The 20,788-nt window shown below is 51.4% G+C and carries 21 protein-coding genes; 10 read left to right on the plus strand and 11 right to left on the minus strand.

Translation table 11 applies throughout. The annotated features are described in order from the left end of the window. On the minus strand, positions 1–645 hold a 645-nt coding region (locus tag PsW74_RS05780; protein ID WP_244277843.1), incomplete at its 3' end, for a prephenate dehydratase domain-containing protein. A gap of 557 nt (positions 646–1,202) precedes the next feature. Here PsW74_RS05780 and PsW74_RS05785 point away from each other — a divergent pair. The 6 genes from PsW74_RS05785 to PsW74_RS05810 all read left to right on the plus strand — a co-directional run bounded on the left by PsW74_RS05785 (position 1,203) and on the right by PsW74_RS05810 (position 9,732). Then, the gene (locus PsW74_RS05785; protein WP_063286358.1) at positions 1,203–1,751 is read left to right on the plus strand and encodes a cytochrome c family protein; all 549 of its coding nucleotides are present in this window, start codon (positions 1,203–1,205) and stop codon (positions 1,749–1,751) included. A 279-nt stretch (positions 1,752–2,030) separates the two neighbouring features. Further along, on the plus strand, positions 2,031–3,896 hold the full coding sequence (locus PsW74_RS05790; protein ID WP_063286359.1) for an extracellular solute-binding protein: 1,866 nt from the start codon (positions 2,031–2,033) through the stop codon (positions 3,894–3,896). Beyond that, complete coding sequence (locus PsW74_RS05795) at positions 3,896–5,767, plus strand: ABC transporter substrate-binding protein (protein ID WP_063286360.1); 1,872 nt, start codon at positions 3,896–3,898, stop codon at positions 5,765–5,767. The genes PsW74_RS05790 and PsW74_RS05795 overlap by 1 nt, the downstream gene beginning before the upstream one ends. Positions 5,768–5,782: 15 nt before the next feature. Beyond that, positions 5,783–6,892 carry a microcin C ABC transporter permease YejB gene (locus PsW74_RS05800; protein ID WP_063286361.1) on the plus strand — a complete coding sequence of 370 codons (1,110 nt, stop codon included), beginning with the start codon at positions 5,783–5,785 and terminating at the stop codon, positions 6,890–6,892. A 6-nt stretch (positions 6,893–6,898) separates the two neighbouring features. Next, a complete protein-coding gene (locus PsW74_RS05805) occupies positions 6,899–8,083 on the plus strand; it encodes an ABC transporter permease (RefSeq protein WP_063286362.1) in 1,185 nt (394 codons plus the stop codon). Positions 8,084–8,100: 17 nt separating this feature from the next. After that, on the plus strand, positions 8,101–9,732 hold the full coding sequence (locus PsW74_RS05810; RefSeq protein WP_063286363.1) for an ABC transporter ATP-binding protein: 1,632 nt from the start codon (positions 8,101–8,103) through the stop codon (positions 9,730–9,732). A 93-nt stretch (positions 9,733–9,825) separates the two neighbouring features. Here PsW74_RS05810 and PsW74_RS05815 read toward each other — a convergent pair whose 3' ends face one another. The 7 genes from PsW74_RS05815 to PsW74_RS05845 all read right to left on the minus strand — a co-directional run bounded on the left by PsW74_RS05815 (position 9,826) and on the right by PsW74_RS05845 (position 15,977). After that, positions 9,826–10,158: a hypothetical protein gene (locus tag PsW74_RS05815; protein WP_057463051.1), complete on the minus strand. Its 333-nt coding sequence runs from the start codon at positions 10,156–10,158 to the stop codon at positions 9,826–9,828. A gap of 144 nt (positions 10,159–10,302) precedes the next feature. Continuing rightward, entirely contained in the window at positions 10,303–10,764 is a 462-nt protein-coding gene (locus PsW74_RS05820; protein ID WP_063286364.1) for an isoprenylcysteine carboxylmethyltransferase family protein, read from the minus strand. A gap of 42 nt (positions 10,765–10,806) precedes the next feature. Then, positions 10,807–11,418 carry a LysE family translocator gene (locus PsW74_RS05825; RefSeq protein ID WP_063286489.1) on the minus strand — a complete coding sequence of 204 codons (612 nt, stop codon included), beginning with the start codon at positions 11,416–11,418 and terminating at the stop codon, positions 10,807–10,809. 145 nt (positions 11,419–11,563) lie between these two features. Next, positions 11,564–13,117: a signal recognition particle-docking protein FtsY gene (ftsY, locus tag PsW74_RS05830; RefSeq protein ID WP_063286365.1), complete on the minus strand. Its 1,554-nt coding sequence runs from the start codon at positions 13,115–13,117 to the stop codon at positions 11,564–11,566. 30 nt (positions 13,118–13,147) lie between these two features. Continuing rightward, positions 13,148–14,416 (minus strand): tRNA (N(6)-L-threonylcarbamoyladenosine(37)-C(2))-methylthiotransferase MtaB, encoded by a 1,269-nt coding sequence (mtaB, locus tag PsW74_RS05835; protein WP_063286366.1) that lies wholly within the window; start codon positions 14,414–14,416, stop codon positions 13,148–13,150. Then, positions 14,413–15,336 carry a diaminopimelate epimerase gene (gene dapF / locus PsW74_RS05840; RefSeq protein WP_153041642.1) on the minus strand — a complete coding sequence of 308 codons (924 nt, stop codon included), beginning with the start codon at positions 15,334–15,336 and terminating at the stop codon, positions 14,413–14,415. Before dapF ends, mtaB begins: the two co-directional genes overlap by 4 nt. A 134-nt stretch (positions 15,337–15,470) precedes the next feature. Beyond that, positions 15,471–15,977 (minus strand): L,D-transpeptidase family protein, encoded by a 507-nt coding sequence (locus tag PsW74_RS05845; RefSeq protein ID WP_244271704.1) that lies wholly within the window; start codon positions 15,975–15,977, stop codon positions 15,471–15,473. Between the two features lie 265 nt (positions 15,978–16,242). Between PsW74_RS05845 and PsW74_RS05850 the strand changes: the two genes are divergently transcribed. Together PsW74_RS05850 and PsW74_RS05855 are read left to right on the plus strand one after the other, a co-directional pair. Continuing rightward, positions 16,243–16,926 (plus strand): response regulator transcription factor, encoded by a 684-nt coding sequence (locus PsW74_RS05850; RefSeq protein WP_063286368.1) that lies wholly within the window; start codon positions 16,243–16,245, stop codon positions 16,924–16,926. A 25-nt stretch (positions 16,927–16,951) separates the two neighbouring features. Continuing rightward, positions 16,952–17,458, plus strand: a complete 507-nt coding sequence (locus PsW74_RS05855) for a cyclic nucleotide-binding domain-containing protein (RefSeq protein WP_057463044.1) — start codon at positions 16,952–16,954, stop codon at positions 17,456–17,458. Between the two features lie 12 nt (positions 17,459–17,470). Here the strand turns inward: PsW74_RS05855 and PsW74_RS28295 are convergent, their stop codons facing one another. Then, positions 17,471–17,941, minus strand: coding sequence for an Lrp/AsnC family transcriptional regulator (locus PsW74_RS28295; RefSeq protein ID WP_082596803.1), 471 nt, complete (start codon positions 17,939–17,941; stop codon positions 17,471–17,473). A gap of 91 nt (positions 17,942–18,032) precedes the next feature. Between PsW74_RS28295 and PsW74_RS05865 the strand changes: the two genes are divergently transcribed. Both PsW74_RS05865 and PsW74_RS05870 read left to right on the plus strand, forming a co-directional pair. Then, a complete protein-coding gene (locus PsW74_RS05865) occupies positions 18,033–18,656 on the plus strand; it encodes a LysE family translocator (protein ID WP_057463043.1) in 624 nt (207 codons plus the stop codon). A gap of 142 nt (positions 18,657–18,798) precedes the next feature. Further along, a complete protein-coding gene (locus PsW74_RS05870; RefSeq protein WP_063286491.1) occupies positions 18,799–19,476 on the plus strand; it encodes an ankyrin repeat domain-containing protein in 678 nt (225 codons plus the stop codon). 47 nt (positions 19,477–19,523) lie between these two features. Here PsW74_RS05870 and PsW74_RS05875 read toward each other — a convergent pair whose 3' ends face one another. Together PsW74_RS05875 and leuD are read right to left on the minus strand one after the other, a co-directional pair. Then, on the minus strand, positions 19,524–20,060 hold the full coding sequence (locus PsW74_RS05875) for a hypothetical protein (protein WP_208987864.1): 537 nt from the start codon (positions 20,058–20,060) through the stop codon (positions 19,524–19,526). A gap of 88 nt (positions 20,061–20,148) precedes the next feature. Beyond that, the gene (gene leuD / locus PsW74_RS05880) at positions 20,149–20,754 is read right to left on the minus strand and encodes a 3-isopropylmalate dehydratase small subunit (protein WP_057463042.1); all 606 of its coding nucleotides are present in this window, start codon (positions 20,752–20,754) and stop codon (positions 20,149–20,151) included. Positions 20,755–20,788 lie beyond the last annotated feature (34 nt).

A 20,788-nucleotide genomic window follows, 5' to 3' on the forward strand; every position in this document is an offset into this window, starting at 1 on the left:
GAAACCGCCTAACCCTTTGTAAAGAGCAGCAGAAACGTTTCGAACACGGAAAATGAAGGTCGTGATGATCGGCTGGCCAGTGTTCGCAGTCTGCTTTTTCTCGCGAGAGAGGATCACGAAACGGGTCGTGTTATGGGCAGCGTCTTCACAATCACGTGCGAGGATATCCAGACCATAAACATCAGCGGCAAGCTCTGGAGCAAAGGCCCCGATTGTTTTGTCGCCGCCTTCAACAACCTGGCGTGCGGATCCAGCTGTGTCAGCGCCAATAATCGGCTTAAGGTTATGATCGCGAATGAAGTTTCGGCATTGTCCAAGTCCCATGATATGGCTTTGAACACTCTTCAGCTCTTCCAGCTTGGTACCTTTGATGCCCATCAGCTGAAACCGAATCGGCATGAAGTATTCGCCGATAATGTGCAGATTGCTGCGAGGAAGCAGGTGGTGAATGTCTGCAACGCGTCCCGCGACCGAATTTTCGATCGGGATCATGCCAAGTTCTGCTTCTCCGGTCTCGATCGCGTGGAAGCAGTCTTCAAAAGTCGCGCAAGGGATAGCTTGGTACTCTGGGTAAACGGCGTTGCACGCCATATGGGAGTTAGCTCCCACTTCTCCTTGAAACACGACTTTGCGCTGATCTGACATCACTATACTCACGGCAATTTAGAAACCTGATACATTTGAGGCTTCGCCAACAGTCGCGAAAAAGCCCCTCGCACAAATTGCCCTAGATGTGAGGGATTGCAAACCTTAATAATACTCAGAGGCGAAACTTAAGGTGAAAAGACCTCAAGAATGAACGCGTTTGCGGTCCTGTTGAGCGCTCTGCAATGAAATCCCCAGATCTAAAAGCGCTTTGGTGTGATATTTTGTCGCATTCTCTTGAGTTCAGGTAAATTGGTTGCGCTGCGCCTTCACTGCAATCTGAATTGGCCTGAGCGGGATATCCTCGAATAAATCAGTAGTTTATAGCCATTTTAAACTGCTGACCGGCGAGAGTTGTTGTGTTCCTTGGTTTTTTGAGCTCTCAAACATCAACCTGTGGTCCACATCACTGCAAAAGACCTAGGAAAAACACTAATTAAATTATGGACAAGTGCCCGAAAATAACTGTAGTTTCCCAGCAAAATACACATATCGAGTTAGGTGCCGTGCCTGCTGCATGAAGGCTAGCCTAACCAAATATTCGGAGCGTGTGAGCTATGAATTCGTTTGAACTGAACAAAATTGCCGGCGCAATTCTGTTCGCCTTGGTTGTATTCATGGGCCTGAATGTTTTGACGGAAGTCATCTTTGCGCCTCATGGAAACGAGAAACGCGGTTTTGAGATTGAAGTCGCTGGTGCCGACAACGGCGCAGGTGATGAAGCTGCGGAAGAAGTCAAGGTCGTCTCAATTGAAGAGCTGCTCACCACTGCTTCTGCGGATGCTGGTGCGAAACAAGCTAAAAAATGTGCAGCTTGTCACACCTTCGATCAGGGTGGAAAAAACAAAGTTGGCCCGGGCCTCTGGGGTGTTGTAGGTCGCTCACCTGCATCTCATGATGGCTTCTCTTATTCCTCAGCGATGCAGGAATTTGCGGCAAACAATCCTGAGTGGTCCTTTGAGCAGCTCAACGAGTTCATCAAAGCACCTAAGAAACATGTTTCTGGTACATCCATGGGCTACGCTGGTCTGAAGAAAGACAAGCCACGTGCTGACCTGATCGCTTACCTGCGTTCACTTTCAGACAACCCAGTACCGATCAATTAATATTGAATTGATATCCCTCCCACATATGTGAGGGTAGAATTGTTAAAGAGCCGGGATTTGATCCCGGCTTTTTTATTGTCTGAATTTGCGTGAATGCTAACCTTTTCCTCGTTTCTTCCAGTTAAATTTTTGTCATCTTGGCAAAAGACGTTGTAGCGGAAGTGTTTTCAGCCGTAATCTTAGTTTAAGTTTGGCTGAAAGCTGCAAGAAAAGTTCAATTTTCAGCGCGTGGTGTTTTTTCTACGCTAGAACTACTGATTGTATTTATGGAGGAATGCTGTGCGTACCAGACTATATAGCTCACTGACAGGTTTGGCGCTTGCCATTGCAAGCCTGACATCCTCCGCAGCAATTGCTGAAACCAGTGAGCCTGGATGGCGGTATGCAGACTCCCTCATCAGCGCTCCCCAGATGCCGGAAGGTTTCGCGCACTTCCCCTATGTCAATCCAGATGCTCCCAAAGGGGGCAGGGTGCGGCTCTCGGCAACCGGCACCTTTGACAGTTTGAACCTTGTGGCATCAAAGGGCATTCGTGCAGGTGGACTGGGCCTCATCTACGATACCCTGATGACCCCATCAATGAGCGAGTCCTCGACTGAATATGGCTTGATCGCTGATGCGATGAAGTATCCCGAGGACTTTGCGTGGGTGGTCTATCGCTTGCGCCCTGATGCACGCTGGCACGATGGCAAGCCAATCACCACAGAAGATGTGGGATGGTCATTCGATCAGTGGACCACGCAAGATCCTTCCAGAAAATACTATTATCGTCATGTTACGGGCTATGACATTCTGAACCCGACAGAGATCCGCTTCAACTTCGATAAACCGGGTAACAGAGAAGCCCCGCAAATCCTTGGTTCGCTCTACATCATGCCAAAGCATTGGTGGAATGAGAAAGATGCTTCTGGAAATGCGCGTGACATTTCCAGAAGCACCTTGGAAGTGCCTCTCGGCTCTGGTCCGTACCGCATCGGAGAAGTCGTACCTGGGCGTTCAATCTCATTTGAGCGCGTTGACGACTATTGGGGGCAAAATCTGAATGTAAATGTTGGTTCCAACAACTTCGACACAATCGCCTACGATTACTACCGCGACGAAACCGTGCAGCTTGAAGCCTTTAAGGCTGACCGTTTTGACTGGCGCACGGAAACCACGGCAAAGAACTGGGCAACCGCCTACGATATTCCTGCTGTGAAAGCCAACCATGTGGTGCTGGAAAAATTCCCGCAGACGTATCGTGGTAGTGGCTTGATGCTGGGCTTCATTCTTAACACCCGCAAAGAGAAGTTTCAGGATCGCCGCGTGCGCCGGGCACTGAACTATGCCTTGAATTTCCAGGAAATGAACCGCACGATCTTCTTTGATCAATACAGCCGTTTCACCAGCTACTTCGACGGAACAAAGCTCGCATCTGCGGGCTTGCCAGAAGGGCGTGAGCTGGAAATTCTGAAGTCTTTGAAAGCGCCAGTGCCTGAAGCCGTCTTTACAGAGCCCTACGAGAACCCGGTATCCGAAGATTCCCGTCAGGAGCGCTCCAACCTGAGAAAGGCAATCGGCCTTCTTAAAGAAGCTGGCTACGTGCAAAAGCAAGGTAAGCTCGTCAACAAAGAGACTGGCGAACCATTTACAATCGAATATCTGATGAATGGTGGCCGCTTTGAGCGCGTTGCTCTTCGTTATCAGGCCTCACTGAAGAAGCTTGGCATTGACCTGCAGCTGCGCGTCGTCGACAGCTCGCAATATGTCAACCGCGTCCGCAGCCGTGATTTCGGCATGATCTACACCGGCTGGGCGCAGTCTCTCTCTCCGGGCAACGAGCAGAGAGAGTATTGGGGCTCAAATGCAGCAGGCAGCGAAGCCTCTCAAAACTATGCGGGTATCAAAAACCCTGCCATCGACGAGCTGATTGATATCATCATCAACTCTGACGATCGTGACGAGCTGGTTGCTGCAACTAAGGCTTTGGACCGTATCCTGATGTGGGAGCAATACGTTGTTCCAGGGTGGACATCTCCATTCAGCCGCGTTGCGCGGTGGGATCGTTTCGCACACCCAAAACAGCTTCCTGAATTCTCCATAGGTTTCCCAACCGTTTGGTGGTGGGATGAAGAAAAAGCCAGGAAGATAGAGGAGGCCAATTGATGACGCTTAGCCAAATCAGTAGACGTAGCTTCCTGCACTTCAGCGCAGCCACTGCGGCAGCCTTTCTGGTGCCCGGTGGAGCCCTGCCGGTTCAGGCGGGAACCTTAAGCCACGGCCTGTCTGTCTTTGGTGATCTGAAGTACCCAAAGGATTTCACAGCGTTTGACTACGTCAATCCCGAAGCTCCGGTTGGTGGCAAAATCGCCATGACTGCGCCGAGCTGGGGCTACAATCAGAACCCGCAGACCTTCAACACGTTCAACACCTTCATCCTCAAAGGAGATGCCCCACCGCGTATGGAGCTCTGTTTTGATAGCCTGATGGTGCGAGCCTACGACGAACCGGATGCCGTATATGGTCTGGTGGCCGAGAGCGCTCTGGTCTCTGAAGACGGCAACTTCGTCACCTTCAAAATTAGGCCAGAAGCCCGGTTCCATGACGGATCAATGCTTAATGCAGAAGATGTTGCCTTCAGTCTGAACCTTCTGAAGGAAAAAGGGCACCCGATTATCAGTCAGTCCATCAAGGAAATGGTCTCTGCGACCGCACCTGATGAGCACACTGTCACGGTTGCTTTTTCAGGCAATCACAGCAGGCAACTTCCCTTATTGATAGCAACTCTCCCTATCGTCTCCAAAGCGTACTACACCCGCTACAACTTCGAGGCGTCAACACTGACACCGCCGTTGTCCTCGGGGCCATATATGGTCGGACGCTATGAGATTGGCCGGTACATCGAGTACAAAAAAGTAGAGAATTACTGGGCAAAAGACCTGCCGGTCAACAATGGCCACCACAATTTCGAGATCATTCGCCTCGACTTCTTCCGCGATCGACAAGCAACATTTGAAGCCTTCAAGAAAGGCCGCTTAACGTTCCATGAGGAGTTTTCCTCCAAGACCTGGGCGACGGAATACAACTTCCCTGCATTGACAGAGGGACGTGTTGCCAAGAAAGAGTTTGCCATCCGCCTCCCATCAGGGGCGCAAGGCTGGTTCCTCAACTCGCGCAAAGAAAAGTTCTCCAATCCCAAGGTCCGTGAAGCGCTCGGCTACGCCTTCGACTTTGAGTGGTCAAATTCCGCCCTGTTTTATGATCTGTACACCCGAACCCAGTCGTTCTTCGAAAACTCGGAGATGAAGGCAGTTGGTCTGCCAAGCGATGCCGAACTGGCCCTGCTTGAGCCCTACAAGAAAGACCTGCCAGAAGGGGTCTTTGGTGAGGCGATCACGCAACCTGTCTCCAATGGCTCTGGTCAGGATCGCAAACTCCTCAGAGAAGCTTCGCTTCTGCTCAAAGAGGCAGGCTACTATAGACGCGGTGAGCAATTGATCGGGCCTGACGGAAAGCAGCTGCAAATGGAATTCCTTTCCAACTCACCTGCTTTCGAACGAATTGTGCTGCCATATGTCAAGAATCTCAGACTGTTAGGCATTGAAGCAAGCTTCCGTGTCGTTGATCCGGCACAGTTCCAGAAGCGTGTAGATGATTTCGATTATGACATTGTCGGGCACCGTTTTTCTCTGACACCAACACTTGGGCCGAGCATCCGTAACTTCTGGACATCGGCTTCTGCGGAAACCTTCGGATCTTACAATCTCTCGGGCATCAAGGTGCCTGCTGTCGACGATTTGGTGGATAAGGCGCTGAATGCCTCCTCGCGTGAGGAAATGATAACCGCTGCCAGAGCATTGGATAGAGTTCTGCGCGCAGGCTATTACTGGGTGCCGCAGTGGTTCAAAGCCTTCCACACAGTAGCTGTCTGGGACATGTTCGGCATTCCGAATGATATGCCGGCATATGCCTTCCCCGTAGAAGCGACGTGGTGGGTGGATTCAGAAAAAGCCGCTCGCATCGGCAAGGAAAATTAGGGACAAAAGAAGCCCATGGGCGCCTATATTCTGCGTAGATTGCTTTTGATGATCCCGACCCTTATCGGCATCATGGCAATCAACTTTGTCATTATTCAGTTCGCACCAGGTGGACCGATTGAGCAAGTTATCGCTCAATTGCAAGGGGATAGTGTATCCGCAACCAGCCGCATTTCGGGTGGTGGAAGTGATTTTGGAAGTTCTGCCGCAGCCAATCAGGGCGGCGGAGACAGTGCAGGATCCAAGTATCGAGGAGCACAGGGCCTTGATCCGGAGTTCATCAAGGAACTCGAGGTCCAGTTTGGCTTCGATAAGCCTCCTCTGGAGCGTTTCGGGCGCTTGATCTTGGATTACGCGACCTTCAATTTCGGCGAAAGCTATTTCCGTGACATTGCTGTTGTTGATCTGATTGTCGAAAAGCTGCCGGTATCTATCTCGCTGGGCCTATGGATGACGCTCATCTCCTATGGCATTTCGATTCCTCTCGGCATTCGCAAAGCAGTAAAAGACGGCACCTCGTTTGATGTCTGGACTTCCAGCATCATCATTGTTGGCTATGCAATCCCTGGCTTCCTGTTTGCAATCATGCTGATTGTTCTCTTCGCCGGTGGCTCTTTTTGGGATTTCTTCCCGCTCCGAGGTCTCACCTCAGAGGGCTGGAGCGATATGTCATGGCCACAACGTATCCTCGACTACTTCTGGCATCTGGTTCTGCCGCTGACTGCAATGGCACTCTCCGCTTTTGCAACAACAACGCTTTTGACGAAGAACTCTTTCCTCGATGAAATCCGAAAGCAATACGTTCAGACTGCTCGCGCCAAAGGCCTGACAGAGCGTCAGGTGCTTTACGGTCACGTCTTCCGCAATGCAATGCTTATCGTTGTCGCTGGCTTTCCGGGTGCGTTCATTTCGGCGTTCTTTGCAGGCTCGCTCCTCATTGAGACGATCTTCTCGCTGGATGGCCTTGGCCTGTTGGGTTTTGAATCGGCGCTCAACCGTGACTATGCAGTTATGTTCGCCACGCTTTATATCTTCTCGTTGATGGGTTTGATTGTGAATCTGGTTTCAGACCTCACCTACACCTGGATTGACCCCCGGATCGATTTCGAAAGCCGGGAGGTGTAACGAGCAATGGACACACAACTCGAAAAACGCCTTCAGGATCAGGGCTACGAAACAATCAATCCGCTGCCAGAGCAGACACAACCGCCTGAAAAGCGGCAAAAACTGTCACCGCTCAACCAGCGCCGCCTGCAAAACTTCAAAGCCAACAAGCGTGGATACTGGTCCCTTTGGATTTTCCTCGTCCTGTTTGTGCTCGCACTGGGTGCAGAATTCATCACCAACGACCGCCCAATCCTGGTTTCCTATAAGGGCGAGTTGCTCATGCCGGTCTTTACGGACTACCCGGAGGAGAAATTCGGCGGCTTCCTTGCAACAACGGATTATCGTGATCCATTCATTCAGGAAGAGATCGACGCCAACGGCTGGATTCTCTGGCCTCCGATCCGCTATTCCTACCAGACGGTCAACAATGAAATCCCGGTCCCAGCACCAGCTCCCCCAAGCTGGATGATGGATAAAGAACTGCGCTGTGAGCGTTATGCTGAGGGTGTAAACGATCCAAACTGTACAATTGGCAACTGGAACTGGCTCGGCACTGACGATCAGGGCCGTGATGTCCTCGCCCGCCTTGTCTACGGTTTCCGTATCTCCGTGCTCTTTGGCCTAGCGCTAACACTAGCATCCTCCGTCATCGGCATTGGCGCCGGTGCCGTACAGGGTTTTTACGGCGGTTGGGTTGACCTTGGCTTCCAGCGGTTCATTGAAATCTGGACGGCAATGCCGACGCTCTACCTCATCTTGATTATCTCGTCGGTGCTGACGCCGGGATTCTGGATCCTGTTCTCAATCCTGCTCGCCTTCTCGTGGGTGGCCTTGGTTGGCGTAGTCCGGGCGGAGTTCCTGAGAGGCAGGAACTTCGAGTACATCTCCGCTGCGCGTGCCCTAGGCGTTTCCAATGGCACGATCATGCGCCGTCACCTGCTGCCAAACGCGATGGTCGCAACGCTTACATTCATGCCGTTCATCCTGAATGGCTCCATCTCCACGCTGACAGCACTGGACTTCCTCGGCTTCGGCCTGCCTCCGGGCTCCGCCTCGCTGGGTGAGCTGCTCAAGCAGGGTAAGAACAACCTTCAGGCGCCGTGGCTTGGTATGACAGGCTTTTTCGTCCTGTCGATTATGCTCAGCCTGCTGATCTTCATCGGTGAAGCGGTTCGCGACGCCTTTGATCCACGTAAAACGATGAACTGAAGAAGGGAGGATCGCATATGACTGATAATCAAACGCTCCTCTCTGTTGAGGACCTTTCCATCGCCTTCCAGCAAGGCGAAAAGGAAAATCTCGCCGTTGACCAGATCTCTTTCGACATCAAGGAAGGCGAGACCGTTGCACTTGTGGGCGAAAGTGGCTCAGGCAAATCTGTTTCAGCACTGTCCGTGCTCAAGCTTTTGCCTTATCCGTCTGCGAGCCATCCAACTGGCAAGATCGTCTATCAGGGCCAAGATCTGATAGCAGCGACTGAAAGCGAAATGCGTAGTGTGCGTGGCAACAAGATCTCCATGATCTTTCAAGAGCCTATGAGTTCACTGAACCCGCTACACACCATCGAACAGCAGATCGCGGAGATTCTGAAGATCCACCGTGGCCTCGGTGAGACGAATGCCCGAAAGCGGGTACTGGAACTTTTGGATCAGGTCGGTATTCCAAATCCGGAAGAACGCCTGAAGTCCTATCCGCATCAGCTCTCCGGTGGTCAGCGCCAACGTGTCATGATCGCCATGGCATTGGCAAACGAGCCGGACCTGCTGATTGCGGATGAACCGACAACAGCACTTGATGTCACGGTTCAGGCGCAAATCCTGCAACTGCTGAAAGACCTGCAGAAGAGCACAGGCATGGCCATGCTCTTCATCACGCACGATCTCGGCATTGTTCGCCGGATCTCTGATCGTGTTTGTGTGATGACACAGGGCAAAATTGTCGAACACGGCGATACCGAAGATATTTTCGAAAGCCCTCAACACGAATACACCCAGCATCTGCTGGCGGCAGAACCTAAAGGGCATCCGCCCGCAGGTGATACCAGCCAGCCAATCGTCGTGGAAGCCAAAGACCTCAAAGTCTGGTTCCCCGTAAAACGTGGCTTCCTGCGTAAAACAGTCAGCCACATCAAAGCTGTCGATGGCATTGATGTTTCCGTTCGCGCTGGGCAGACACTTGGCATTGTGGGCGAAAGTGGATCAGGCAAGACCACGCTGGGCCTCGCGATCCTGCGTATGATCTCCTCAAACGGTCAGATCAGCTTCAATGGCTCTGATATTCAGGAACACTCCTGGAAACAGATGCGTCCGCTGCGCCGGGATATGCAAATCGTGTTTCAGGATCCATTCGGCTCCCTGTCGCCGCGTATGTCAGTCTCGGAGATTGTTGGCGAAGGCCTCAAGATCCACATGTCCAACCTCACGGCCAAAGAACGGGAAGCCAAAGTTGCAGGTGCGCTGGAAGAAGTGGGGCTGGATGCAGCTACAAGGTTCCGTTATCCGCATGAATTCTCAGGCGGGCAGCGTCAGCGTATCTCGATTGCGCGGGCAATGGTGCTTGAGCCAAAGTTTGTGATGCTGGATGAACCAACGTCAGCGTTGGATATGAGCGTTCAGGCACAGGTGGTCGACTTGCTTCGCGATCTGCAAAAGGCTCATGGCTTGGCGTATCTATTCATCTCGCACGACCTTAAGGTCGTCCGTGCACTCGCCAATGATGTGGTCGTTATGCAGCATGGCAAGGTGATGGAGGCGGGGACGTCAGATGAGGTCTTTGACAATCCGCAGACCGAGTACACCAAGGCCCTGATGGCTGCTGCATTCCGTCTGGAAGCAATTGAGGGCGTCATCAGCTCTTGATGTGCTGCTGCCTCAGCTCAATGAGCAATAAAAACTTACCCATGGCCGAATGTTCGGCCATGGTCACAGCAAGTCTACGGTGGAAGTAAGGAACTAGGTTCCGACAACAACATCCTTGCCGACTTTTAGCGTAACCTTACCACTCGCTTCCATCAGCTGGATTGGCGTCCGCTTTGCAGCTTCCTTCAGTGCTTTTGTGAAGCCACCATCCCCTTTTAAAGATTCAGCCTTGAAGTTCTTAATTTTGGAGTCGTTGTTCACTTCATCCAAAAATTTGCCTTCCGCACGTTTCTTCTTCTGGTTCAGCTCTTTCATGAAAGCATCCTCGGTCTTTTCGTCAACCTTGGCTTTCTTCAGGCTTGCTTTGATTTTGCTGGTTTCTTTGTAAACCTGATCGATATCATCAAACTTCATAAGCACGGCCATCAGGATCTCCCTTTTGTTGTTTCTTTTGGATCAACGGCCAGTATCACGCTAGGGACACTACTTGTGCATTCTTACCATAGGGTAACAAAAGGAAGTGGAGGTTGAAGCATTCAAGGCAAAGCGCTTGTGCATCGTGCGGAGAACTTACATCCAGCGCCGGACGCGTGCTTTGTAGGCAAGGTACTCTTGACCAAAGTTCTCTTCTAAAAGGTCTTCTTCAGGTTTGATCTGGAACAGGGTGATATAGACAGCAAAACCCAGAGCAACTGGAATAGCGAACAGGTTCCCCTGAAAGATGGCCCATCCCAACAGGATGAACTGCAAACCCAGATACATCGGATTACGTGTTTTGGAGTAAATTCCGTCAGAAACAATCGCACTCGCATTTTCAGGGTGTGTAGGGCTTGTTGTTGTCCGCGCTCTGCGGAACTCAGAGAGCCCGGTCACTCCAAAATAACCACCAGCTCCGATGCCAATCACAAGAAATGCTGTCTCTGCACCATGCAGATTGATATCTCCGGGAAGCAGTGTTGCAACCATCCAGATCATAACCGCAAAGCTAAAGAAGACAGCCACAGGCGGGAACCTGAGTTTTAAATTTTCCATTGTGTTCCAGTAGTTTGTTGTTCCAGAAATGCAGGAAGCCTATCAGTTCTCAGAGAGCGCCAGCTTAACACCAAGCACGCCAAACGTAGCTGCAAAACCTCGTTTGAGCCAAGCCATAACTTTTGGGCGGTTGATCACATAATCGCGGGCCAGCGACGCCATTGCGCCGTACCCGATGAAAACAACAAATGTAAGTGCCATAAAAACAAAGGCATGGAAGAGCAGAGCAGATGTTGCATTTGCACTGCCAGGAGACACGAATTGAGGGAGGAAAGCTAGGAAAAACAGAGACAACTTTGGGTTCAGCACATTAAGCAGAATACCGTCGAGTGCAGTGCGATAAAGAGTTCTCTCGCGGCTTTCGCCACTCACTTCCAGCGCGCCACCACTGCGTAGGATACTCCATGACATGTAAAGCAGGTAAGCAACCCCAAGATACTTCAGGATCTGAAAAGCAAGGGCGCTGCTATGAAAGATCGCCGCCACCCCAATAATACTTGCCAAAGCCGCAGGAACAATCCCAAGCGTACAGCCAAATGCAGCAGCGACACTTGGCTTAAGCCCTTTCCCAAGCCCGATAGCAATCGTGTAAAGCACACCAGTGCCGGGCAACAGAACAACAATGAAGGAGGTCAGAAGATACTCAAGTGTCATGAAAGAGCTCACAAATTGATAGCACGGCAACAGAAGCACCAGTCTATCTGATTGCTCTGGCGTGTCCAATGAACTTGAAGAAAATGACCTGAAAGTAGGTAGGAGTGGAAAGGCGAAGGACGCCTTCCCAAATCACATAGCTTAGTTAGTCCAGCTCGTGGTCTTTGCCAGCAATGGCTGCTGCAAAGTCTTTTGCTGAGAATGGCTCAAGGTCTTCTACGCCTTCACCCACGCCGATGAAGTGCACTGGCAGGCCGTATTTACGGGCAATCGCCACCAGAATACCGCCACGTGCTGTGCCGTCCAGCTTGGTCATTACAAGACCAGTTACACCAGCAACCTTGCTGAAAATCTCCACCTGAGAAAGAGCATTCTGGCCTGTGGTCGCATCAAGGGTTAGCAAAGTGGTATGCGGTGCATCAGGAACACGCTTTCGGATCACACGAATGATCTTCTCAAGCTCATCCATCAGCTCAGCTTTGTTCTGCAAACGGCCAGCGGTATCAATCAGCAGCACATCTGTGTCGTTGCTGAGAGCGGCATCAACGGCATCGTAAGCTAAGCCCGCAGCATCTGCGCCAGTATCGCGCGCCACAACTTCAGCACCAGTGCGCTCACCCCAAATTTTCAGCTGTTCAACAGCTGCAGCGCGGAATGTGTCGCCAGCTGCGAGCATTACTTTCTTACCCTGCTCATGCAGCAGAGAAGACAGCTTACCGATTGTGGTGGTTTTGCCTGTACCGTTTACGCCAACCATCAAGACGATGTGTGGTTTATGACCGCTTTCAAGGTCCAGCGGTTTAGCAACAGGTTCTAAGACGCTTTCAATTTCTTCGGCAAGGATGCTGCGGACTTCCTCGCCTGAAATTTCCTTATCATAGCGACCATCAGATACACGGTCGGTAATCGCAATCGCTGTATCAATGCCAAGGTCTGCTTGAATCAGAATATCTTCCAGCTCTTCAAGAGTATCTGCATCCAGCTTGCGCTTGGTGAAGATCGAGCTGATGCCCTCGGATAGGGCATTAGAAGAACGGGAGAGGCCAGCTTTAAGACGCTGGAACCAGCTCGTTTTTACTGGAACATCTTCTCCAGTTTCCGCAATTCCCGGAGTTTCTCCAGTTTCTTCAGCCTCTCGGCTCTCTTCGACCGCTCCAGTTTCCTCGTCTCCTCCGGATCCTCCGCTTTCCCGAACACTTTCAGAGCTTCCTGCTTCTTCAGGTCCTTCCGCTGTTCCTGATGCTTCAGTGATCTCATCTGTGAGAACGGGTTGTCCATCGGCAGTATCCTCAGCAACGGGCGCAGCATCATCGCTGACCTTTGGGGAAAGTATATCTTGCTCAGGCTCAACGTCTGCTGAATTTTCCTCACGCAGATCGTCATTGTCCAGGTAGGCGGTCTCTTCGAGGGCTTTGGTTTCTGCCTCATCCAAATCATGAGGCTTATCAGAAACTTTCTCTTCGGTCGCAGGCTCCAACTCAGGTGTAAGCTCTGGATTTTCCAGATCAAGAGTTTCATCTGCGATTGCTTCAGCCGTTTCTTCAAGGCCTTTAACGGGGTCAAGCGGAACGGATTGAACGCCTTCTAAAGACTCACGCAGCTCTGCACTGTCAGGAGCTTTTTCCTCCTGCGGGCTCTGTGTTTCTTCTGAGGAACCGCCAAACAGGCGACTGAAAAAACCGCGCTTCTTTTCGCTCATGCTGGAAAGATACCTTTGAAATGTAAAAGCTTAAGCTGCTTTGCCAAGTGGCTCTGCAATTAGATGTCTTTCGGTATGCCCTGTAATGCGTGCGGAGACAAGGCTTCCGGCAACATCCGCATCCAGTTCAACCTGAGTAAATTGCTCGGTGCGACCAAGTCCCTCACGCTCAATCAGGATCTCACGCTTCTTGCCCACTTCGGCACGAAGGTGAGCCAGCAAAGCTTCCTGACCTTTTTCACGAAGGCGTGCCGCCCGCTCTTTAATGATCTTTCGATCGAGCTGCGGCATACGGGCAGCTGGAGTGCCAGGGCGTGGGGAGAACGGGAACACATGCAGATGTGTCAGCCCGCACTCATCAACGATGCGCAGGGTATTCTCAAACATCTCATCGGTCTCAGTCGGGAAACCGGCAATAATGTCAGCGCCAAAGACAACATCAGGACGCATTTTGCGCACGTCTTCGCAAAACTGGATCGTGTCTTCACGGGAATGACGACGCTTCATGCGCTTCAGGATCATATTGTCGCCAGCCTGCAAGGAAAGGTGCAGATGCGACATCAGGCGATGATCATGCGCGATTACGTCCATCAGCTCATCATCAGCTTCAATGCTATCGATAGAGGACAGACGCAGGCGCTTAAGATCAGGCACCATCTTCAAAATCTTGGAACAAAGCGTTCCAAGCTTAGGCGTTCCCGGTAGATCAGCGCCGTAGGACGTAATATCAACGCCAGTCAGAACGATTTCGCCATAACCGTTGTCGACAAGGCGTTTGATCTGGTCAATGACCACACCCATCGGCACAGAGCGTGAGTTACCACGGCCATAAGGGATGATGCAGAAGGTGCAGCGATGATCACAGCCGTTCTGAACCTGAACAAACGCACGAGAGCGTCCTTCCAGTCCATCAATCAAGTGACCTGCGGTCTCGCGCACGCTCATAATGTCGTTGACGCGGACCTTCTCGGTTTCTTCAATGCCAAACTGAGCGACACGGCCATAAGAGGCGCGCTCCAGCTTTTCAGAGTTACCAAGAACCAGATCCACTTCGCCCATCTCGGCAAAGGTTTCAGATTCTGTCTGGGCCGCACAGCCGGTCACGATAATACGCGCATCCGGATTTTCGCGGCGGGTTTTGCGAATGGTCTGTCGTGCTTGACGGACAGCTTCGTTGGTCACGGCACATGTGTTGATCAGCACGGCATCCTTAAGGCCCGCGGCCTCTGCTTCGCGCTTCATCACTTCCGACTCATATGCGTTCAGTCGGCAGCCAAATGTCACAACATCAATGCTCACTGCGTAGGCTCCATTGCCGCGTCCCCCGAAGCGGTCTTTGTGTAGGTGAGGGTGTCGAGATTGAGCTCGCCCTCGAATTCAATTGCGGTTTCACCGGTCATCATGATGTGGTCGTTGTCCTCACGCCACTCAATCCCCAGCGGTCCTCCCGGCAGATGGACGGTACACTTGCGTGCGGTCCGGCCTGTCCGTGCTGCTGCAACACCGGTTGCGCAGGCTGCGGTGCCACAGGCTCGCGTCAAGCCAACACCACGTTCCCAAACCTTCAGGCGGATCTCGTTTTCGCCAATGATTTGAGCTAGAGAGATATTCGCCTTCTCAGGGAACATCGGATGACACTCAAGCAAAGGTCCAAATCGCTCAAGGTCGTGGGCTTCAATATCATCCACCCAGAAAATCGCATGCGGATTACCAACATTCACAACGCTTGGCGAGTGCAAAACCGGAGCATCAATTGGCCCGATCTGTAGCTCAATTGCGCGCGTATCGGCAAACTCTTCAGCCAGTGGAATCTGATCCCACTCAAGGCGAGGTGTACCCATATCAACGCTCACCAGCGTTTCAGTGTCAGAAGCGTGTGCAATCAGCAAACCAGCGTTGGTCTGAATAAGAACGCTTGGAGTGCCTGCCTCACCCATTAGCAGACGGCCAATGCAGCGTGTTGCGTTACCGCAAGCATCTACTTCGCTGCCATCGCGATTGTGAATGCGCATAAAGGCATAAGCATCAGAACTTGCAGGCTCGACCGTAATCATCTGGTCAAAACCAATACCCTTTTCGCGGTCTCCGATAGCTGCAATTTGCGCCGGAGTTAAGACAACCTTCTTTGCGCGGCCATCAAACACCACGAAATCATTGCCTAAACCGTTCATTTTCAAAAAGGGAACCAGCGTATCCGCCATGAGCTTGCTTCCATTCATGCGTAATCCGTCAAGAAGGCACTATATGGATTAAATTACTTTAGATTACTAGGGAAAATGCAGGGAAAAACCTTGTCTGAGACGATTGTGAGGCCAGCTTTAAAGCCTCCCTAATCGAATTCTCTGGTTTTGCACTAATCCGCACAGACTTCCAGCATGTCACCGGGCGCCATTTCCTTCAGTATTTCGCGCATCACTTCCGGATAAACCGCAACGCATCCCTCTGTCGGTAAAAAGCCTTCTCGTGCCACGTGAAAGAAGATTGCGCTGCCTTCGCCTTTGACCGCCGGATACATATTGCAATCCAGCACGACAACAATGTCGTAAAGCCGGTCATCTCGCCACATCTTCTCATGGCTGGGCTCAAACGGCAGATCGACGGGGCGGTTATAAAGAGTATCCTGAGGAGAATCACACCACCCGTCGCTTTGAGACAGGGGTGAAACTGGCAAATACGTGACTGGACAAGAGCTGCGATCCGAGCGGTAGTACACATTCAGCAGTTCAAAACGCCCAATCGGAGTCGCACCGTCCCCTTCGCGCTTTGTGTGCGTCAAACCAGATCGTCCAAGTGCACACGCAAATGTTACTGCGCCTAGCGTCAGTGTTCCTGAGTGAGGCTCATCACCTGTATGCCGCACAAATAGGGTCTTCTGGGTCTTCTTAAGTAGCTTTGCGGGGGGAGTGGGTACTGCGAGAGGAAGCATCTATGAACCTGTTGTCCTGCGGAAAACACCGGGAGAAACACTCCCAAATAAAGCGGGGGTCACTTACGCGTGAAGTAGATTTTACGAAAAACTTTGAGATTTACCACGTTTTTGCTCGCCTTTTTTTCGGCAACCCTTCATGTATTTATGTGAGATAAGTTTTAGGGCTAGCACCAAAGATTGGTGATTGGGTGAGAATATGACTGCACGTAAAATTCTGCTTGTAGATGACGATAACGATCTGCGCGAAGCGCTCGTTGAGCAGCTGTCGCTTTATGATGAATTTGAAACCACTCAAGCTGACAGTGCTGCGACTGGCATCAAAAAAGCAAAAGAAGATCACTTCGACCTGGTTCTTATGGACGTTGGTCTGCCGGACATTGATGGCCGTGAAGCTGTGAAGTTGCTGCGTAAAGCAGGCTTTGGCGCTCCAGTCATCATGCTCACCGGTCATGATACAGACAGTGACACAATCCTTGGTTTGGAAGCTGGCGCAAACGACTACGTCACCAAGCCATTCAAGTTCGCTGTTTTGCTTGCTCGCATTCGTGCGCATCTGCGTCAACATGAACAGAGCGAAGATGCTGTGTTCACCATTGGCCGTTACTCCTTCCAGCCTGCTGCAAAGTCCATGCAGGACGATAATGGTGGGAAGGTTCGTCTGACCGAAAAAGAAACTTCTATCCTGAAGTTCCTCTACCGTGCAGGTGAAAAGCCAGTGACACGCGACGTGCTGCTGCATGAGGTTTGGGGCTACAACTCCGGCGTCACCACACACACGCTGGAAACTCATATTTACCGTCTGCGTCAGAAAATTGAGCGTGATCCGTCCAATGCGGAGCTGCTCGTGACAGAAGCTGGTGGATATAAGCTTGTGCCTTGAGGCATAAGCAGCTAATCCAAGAACTATGAGTCTAGCCCGCGACATCGAAATCTTAAGACGCGTTCCTCTCCTCTCGCAATTTTCAGAGGACCAGTTACGCCTGCTCGCATTCAGTGCGGAAACCATGCAGGTGTCTAAAGGTGGAACAATTTTTAATGAGGGTGAGCGGGCAGACGGTGGCATCGTGCTGACAATCGGCAAAGTGCAGCTGGAAACCGGTATGGGGCGCGACGCGCGTCCCAGAGGAACTTACGGCCCCGGTACTCTGTTCGGCGAAAACGCGCTGATGGCTGAGGGCAAACGTCCGGCCCGCGCTGTCGCACTTGAAAATTGCGAATTGATCCGCGTCCGCCGCGCACTCTTCTCCCGCATGCTGCAGGAATTCCCTGAAACTGCGCAAAAGCTTTATGTCGATAAGGCTAACCAGTTTACGACAGCCGCCGCCGCTTTGGCGCGCGTTGGTCGCAAGTTGGACGAAGTGGACGCTCTCAATGAGCGCCATAAACAAGAAGTTGCTGCTAAGCGCAGTTAAGCCAGCAGCCCTTTAAAGCGGCTTCTGCACGCGGCTCTCTTTAAAATCATAGATAATCGAGCTCTCAATCTTGGTGATGTAGGCCCGCTTTGTGAACTTTTCAAAGGCAAGGCTTTTCAGATGATCGATATCGCGAACACGTAGATGGGCGACGATATCGTATGCTCCACTGATCAGCGTGACGGATTTTACTTCCGGTAACCCAACGACCTCCTGCATGAATTCCTCCACCAGAAGTGCTTCGTGTCTGTCCAGCTGAATGAAGAACATTGCCTCAAAGCCCACTCCATAGGCTTTCGGGTCCACGACGGCATGGCTACTCTGTAAAATACCACTGTCTTTCAAGCGCTTAATACGTTCATGACAAGCCGATGGGCTCAGGTTAACCTCTGCGGCCACCTGTTTATTGGGAAGCAGTGCATTATTCTGCAAAATTTCCAATATGACGAAGTCTGTTCGGTCGAGATGGTGAGAAGAGGTCATTTTTCGGAATCAATTCGATATTCGGAGGGTATACGCCGCAGTATATTCGGAGAAAATTTGGAATAAAACCTCTCATAAGAAAATACTCTCAATGGCAGCGAATACCCTTCTCTTTTTGATCACCATCCTAAGTCTGATTATCGTGCCCGGCCCGGATATGCTGTATGTCACCAGCAGGGCACTTGCGAGCGGAAAACCCGCTGCCCTCAAAGCATCTCTCGGAATTTCAGCTGGCTATCTCGTGTTTACCGTTTTGGTTGCTGCGGGCTTTCAGTCTCTCTTTCTGGCGGAACCAAGGCTGTTTCAGGCAATCCGCTGGGTAGGTCTGGCCTACCTTATGTACCTGGCCTATCGCCTCTTCTTCGCAAGCGGCATGTGGACTTCAGAAGATGAGCAACAAGCACCAGCAGATACCAATGATCTGAAGTTCGGCTTCCTCACCAGTTTGCTGAACCCAAAGGGAATGCTCTTCTATTTCTCCCTGCTGCCGCAGTTCTATGTGCCGGAGGTTATGCCTTTCTGGCTCTACGCGCTGGTTTTCGGCATGGTGGCAAGCTTGCTCTGTCTGATTGTCTATTACGGCGTTGGCAGCCTCGTTTCTGGTCCTGCCCGCGTGTGGCTGGCAAACAGCAACAACGGCAAACGCGTCTCCATGCTTGCCAGCCTTTGTGTTTTTGCTGTCGGCATCTCTATGGTCGTTGCCGATATCGCGTAAACACATCTGCACGATCTTTTGAAAAGCGCATTGTAAATCAAGCCGCCAGCTTGTGATATGACTGCATGTCGCCTTCATGCAGTCATAGTTTGCCGCTTTGACTGAGCCAACCAACGTCTCACTCAAAGAGGAAATTGCTTCCATGCCAAACACAGTCAGTAAAGTACTCGCAGGAGCCGTTGTGGCTGCACTGCTCACTCTGGGTGGCCCATATTCTTCTGCGCTTGCTCAAAATTATTCAGAGCAAGACGTTTTTTCTGCAGTAGAGGCGAATGACATGAAGGCATTAGACCAAATCGCAAAGGCCGGAGCGTCACTGGATGCCCGTAACAGCTCTGGTGATACAGCGGTTATCGTTGCGGCCAGACGTGGAGACCTTGAGCTGGTCAAGCACTTGGTCAAACTCGGCGCTGACATCAATCTGATGGATGCCAAAAAGCGTGATGTGCTGAACATAGCGATCACCACGAGTAACCCTGAACTGGCACGATTGGCTTTGGACTTAGGGATCGACCCTTCCATGGTGACGTCTGTCTATGAAGGCTCCGCACTCATCTACGGAAGCCATCAGGGGGCTGTCGAGATTGTTTCCATGCTGATTGAGGCTGGTGCACCACTTGACCATGTCAACAATCTGGGCTGGACCGCACTTCTTGAGGCCACCATTCTTGGCGACGGAAGCGAACCTTATCAGACGATTGTCAAGAAACTCGGTGATGCCGGAGCTGACAAAACCATCGCCGACCGCAACGGCGCCCTCCCAATCGACCACGCCCGCAACAAAGGCCACACAGCAATCGTGCAGCTCTTGGAAGACTAGGCTGCTTAAGCTGACAGAGATTGGTGAGGAGACAAGGCTGTTTAGCTTTAAGCCTCTTTAAGCAGCTTTTCCCAGTTGGACCAAGCTTTGGAAGCTGGGTCCTCACTAATCAACCGCAAGATCAGCCCTTCAAATCGCTTTCTGCTAGAATACCCAAGAGATGAAAGAGGGGATCGAGTGAGCTTTTGGCCTGTGCGCTTATGGAAGAATTCCAGAAAGTCGTCATTAGCTTCAATGCGCTGAGCCAACTCAGGCAATGGAATGCCGGTAGCCTTCTCTATCGCGAGCCTAAAGTCCTCAATTGCTTCTTGCGAATGATCGAGGTGACTAAGTGCAATGCCGCGTTCTAAGTACAACATCGCAAGTTTCTTTTCTTCAGATGCGATGAGGGTGTTCAAGAAACCTGTTGTGATGGAAATGCTGCAGGCGCGGATTTTTCTCTCTTCATCAATACCAGGCTTCTGACAAGTTCCGGCAAAAATGCTGGCAGTGAAGCCTAGAATCCAGATTGGAAGGAATAAGGCTGCGAAACTCCAAATAAATGTCGCCTTGAACGAGAAGCTCTTGCCAGCGTCTTTATTCATTCAGATCTCCAAGGATTGCACCGTGCGGAGTCCATATAACAAGGGCGCCACAAGGGCGCCCTGAAAAATTTGCTTTATACCAAACTGGTTAGTGCCAAGGATGGCTCAGTCCCAGTTTGTCTTCGTAGCTGTCGATGTGGTCGGTCTTTTGAAAAGTCTGACCAATGTCGTCAAGGCCGTTCAGCAGGCAATGCTTGCGGTGTGGGTCCAGATCAAACTTGATTGAGCCACCATCCGGGCCGCGCACTTCCTGTTCTTCCAGATCAACAGTCAGGGTAGCGTTTGCGCCGCGGGACGCATCATCCATAAGCTTGTCGAGATCTTCCTGGCTCACCACGATCGGCAGAATGCCGTTTTTAAAGCAGTTGTTGTAGAAGATGTCAGCAAAGCTGGTGGAGATCACACAGCGAATGCCGTAATCCAGCAGAGCCCAAGGCGCGTGCTCACGGGAAGAGCCGCAGCCGAAGTTGTCACCAGCAACAAGGATCTGTGCATTCTCGTAGCTTGGCTTGTTCAGCACAAACTCTTCGTTCCTGGAACCATCGTCGTTGGTCCGCATCTCATGGAAAAGTGCAGTGCCAAGGCCTGAACGCTTGATGGTTTTCAGAAACTGCTTCGGGATGATCATATCGGTGTCGATGTTGACCAGTGGCAGCGGCGCAGCAACGCCTGTCAGTGTACTAAACTTTTCCATGGAAGACTCTCCTCGGATCTCTGGAATTCTCTAA

The organism is Pseudovibrio sp. W74 (assembly GCF_001623085.1).
Classification (GTDB): Bacteria; Pseudomonadota; Alphaproteobacteria; order Rhizobiales; family Stappiaceae; genus Pseudovibrio.

Coding starts and splice junctions, on each gene's coding strand:
- PsW74_RS05785 (WP_063286358.1), top strand. CDS start 1,203: ATGAATTCGTTTGAACTGAACAAAATTGCCGGCGCAATTCTGTTCGCC.
- PsW74_RS05795 (WP_063286360.1), top strand. CDS start 3,896: ATGACGCTTAGCCAAATCAGTAGACGTAGCTTCCTGCACTTCAGCGCA.
- PsW74_RS05800 (WP_063286361.1), top strand. CDS start 5,783: ATGGGCGCCTATATTCTGCGTAGATTGCTTTTGATGATCCCGACCCTT.
- PsW74_RS05805 (WP_063286362.1), top strand. CDS start 6,899: ATGGACACACAACTCGAAAAACGCCTTCAGGATCAGGGCTACGAAACA.
- PsW74_RS05810 (WP_063286363.1), top strand. CDS start 8,101: ATGACTGATAATCAAACGCTCCTCTCTGTTGAGGACCTTTCCATCGCC.
- PsW74_RS05815 (WP_057463051.1), bottom strand. CDS start 10,158: ATGGCCGTGCTTATGAAGTTTGATGATATCGATCAGGTTTACAAAGAA.
- PsW74_RS05820 (WP_063286364.1), bottom strand. CDS start 10,764: ATGGAAAATTTAAAACTCAGGTTCCCGCCTGTGGCTGTCTTCTTTAGC.
- PsW74_RS05825 (WP_063286489.1), bottom strand. CDS start 11,418: ATGACACTTGAGTATCTTCTGACCTCCTTCATTGTTGTTCTGTTGCCC.
- ftsY (WP_063286365.1), bottom strand. CDS start 13,117: ATGAGCGAAAAGAAGCGCGGTTTTTTCAGTCGCCTGTTTGGCGGTTCC.
- dapF (WP_153041642.1), bottom strand. CDS start 15,336: ATGAATGGAAGCAAGCTCATGGCGGATACGCTGGTTCCCTTTTTGAAA.
- PsW74_RS05850 (WP_063286368.1), top strand. CDS start 16,243: ATGACTGCACGTAAAATTCTGCTTGTAGATGACGATAACGATCTGCGC.
- PsW74_RS05855 (WP_057463044.1), top strand. CDS start 16,952: ATGAGTCTAGCCCGCGACATCGAAATCTTAAGACGCGTTCCTCTCCTC.
- PsW74_RS28295 (WP_082596803.1), bottom strand. CDS start 17,941: ATGACCTCTTCTCACCATCTCGACCGAACAGACTTCGTCATATTGGAA.
- PsW74_RS05865 (WP_057463043.1), top strand. CDS start 18,033: ATGGCAGCGAATACCCTTCTCTTTTTGATCACCATCCTAAGTCTGATT.
- PsW74_RS05870 (WP_063286491.1), top strand. CDS start 18,799: ATGCCAAACACAGTCAGTAAAGTACTCGCAGGAGCCGTTGTGGCTGCA.
- PsW74_RS05875 (WP_208987864.1), bottom strand. CDS start 20,060: ATGAATAAAGACGCTGGCAAGAGCTTCTCGTTCAAGGCGACATTTATT.
- leuD (WP_057463042.1), bottom strand. CDS start 20,754: ATGGAAAAGTTTAGTACACTGACAGGCGTTGCTGCGCCGCTGCCACTG.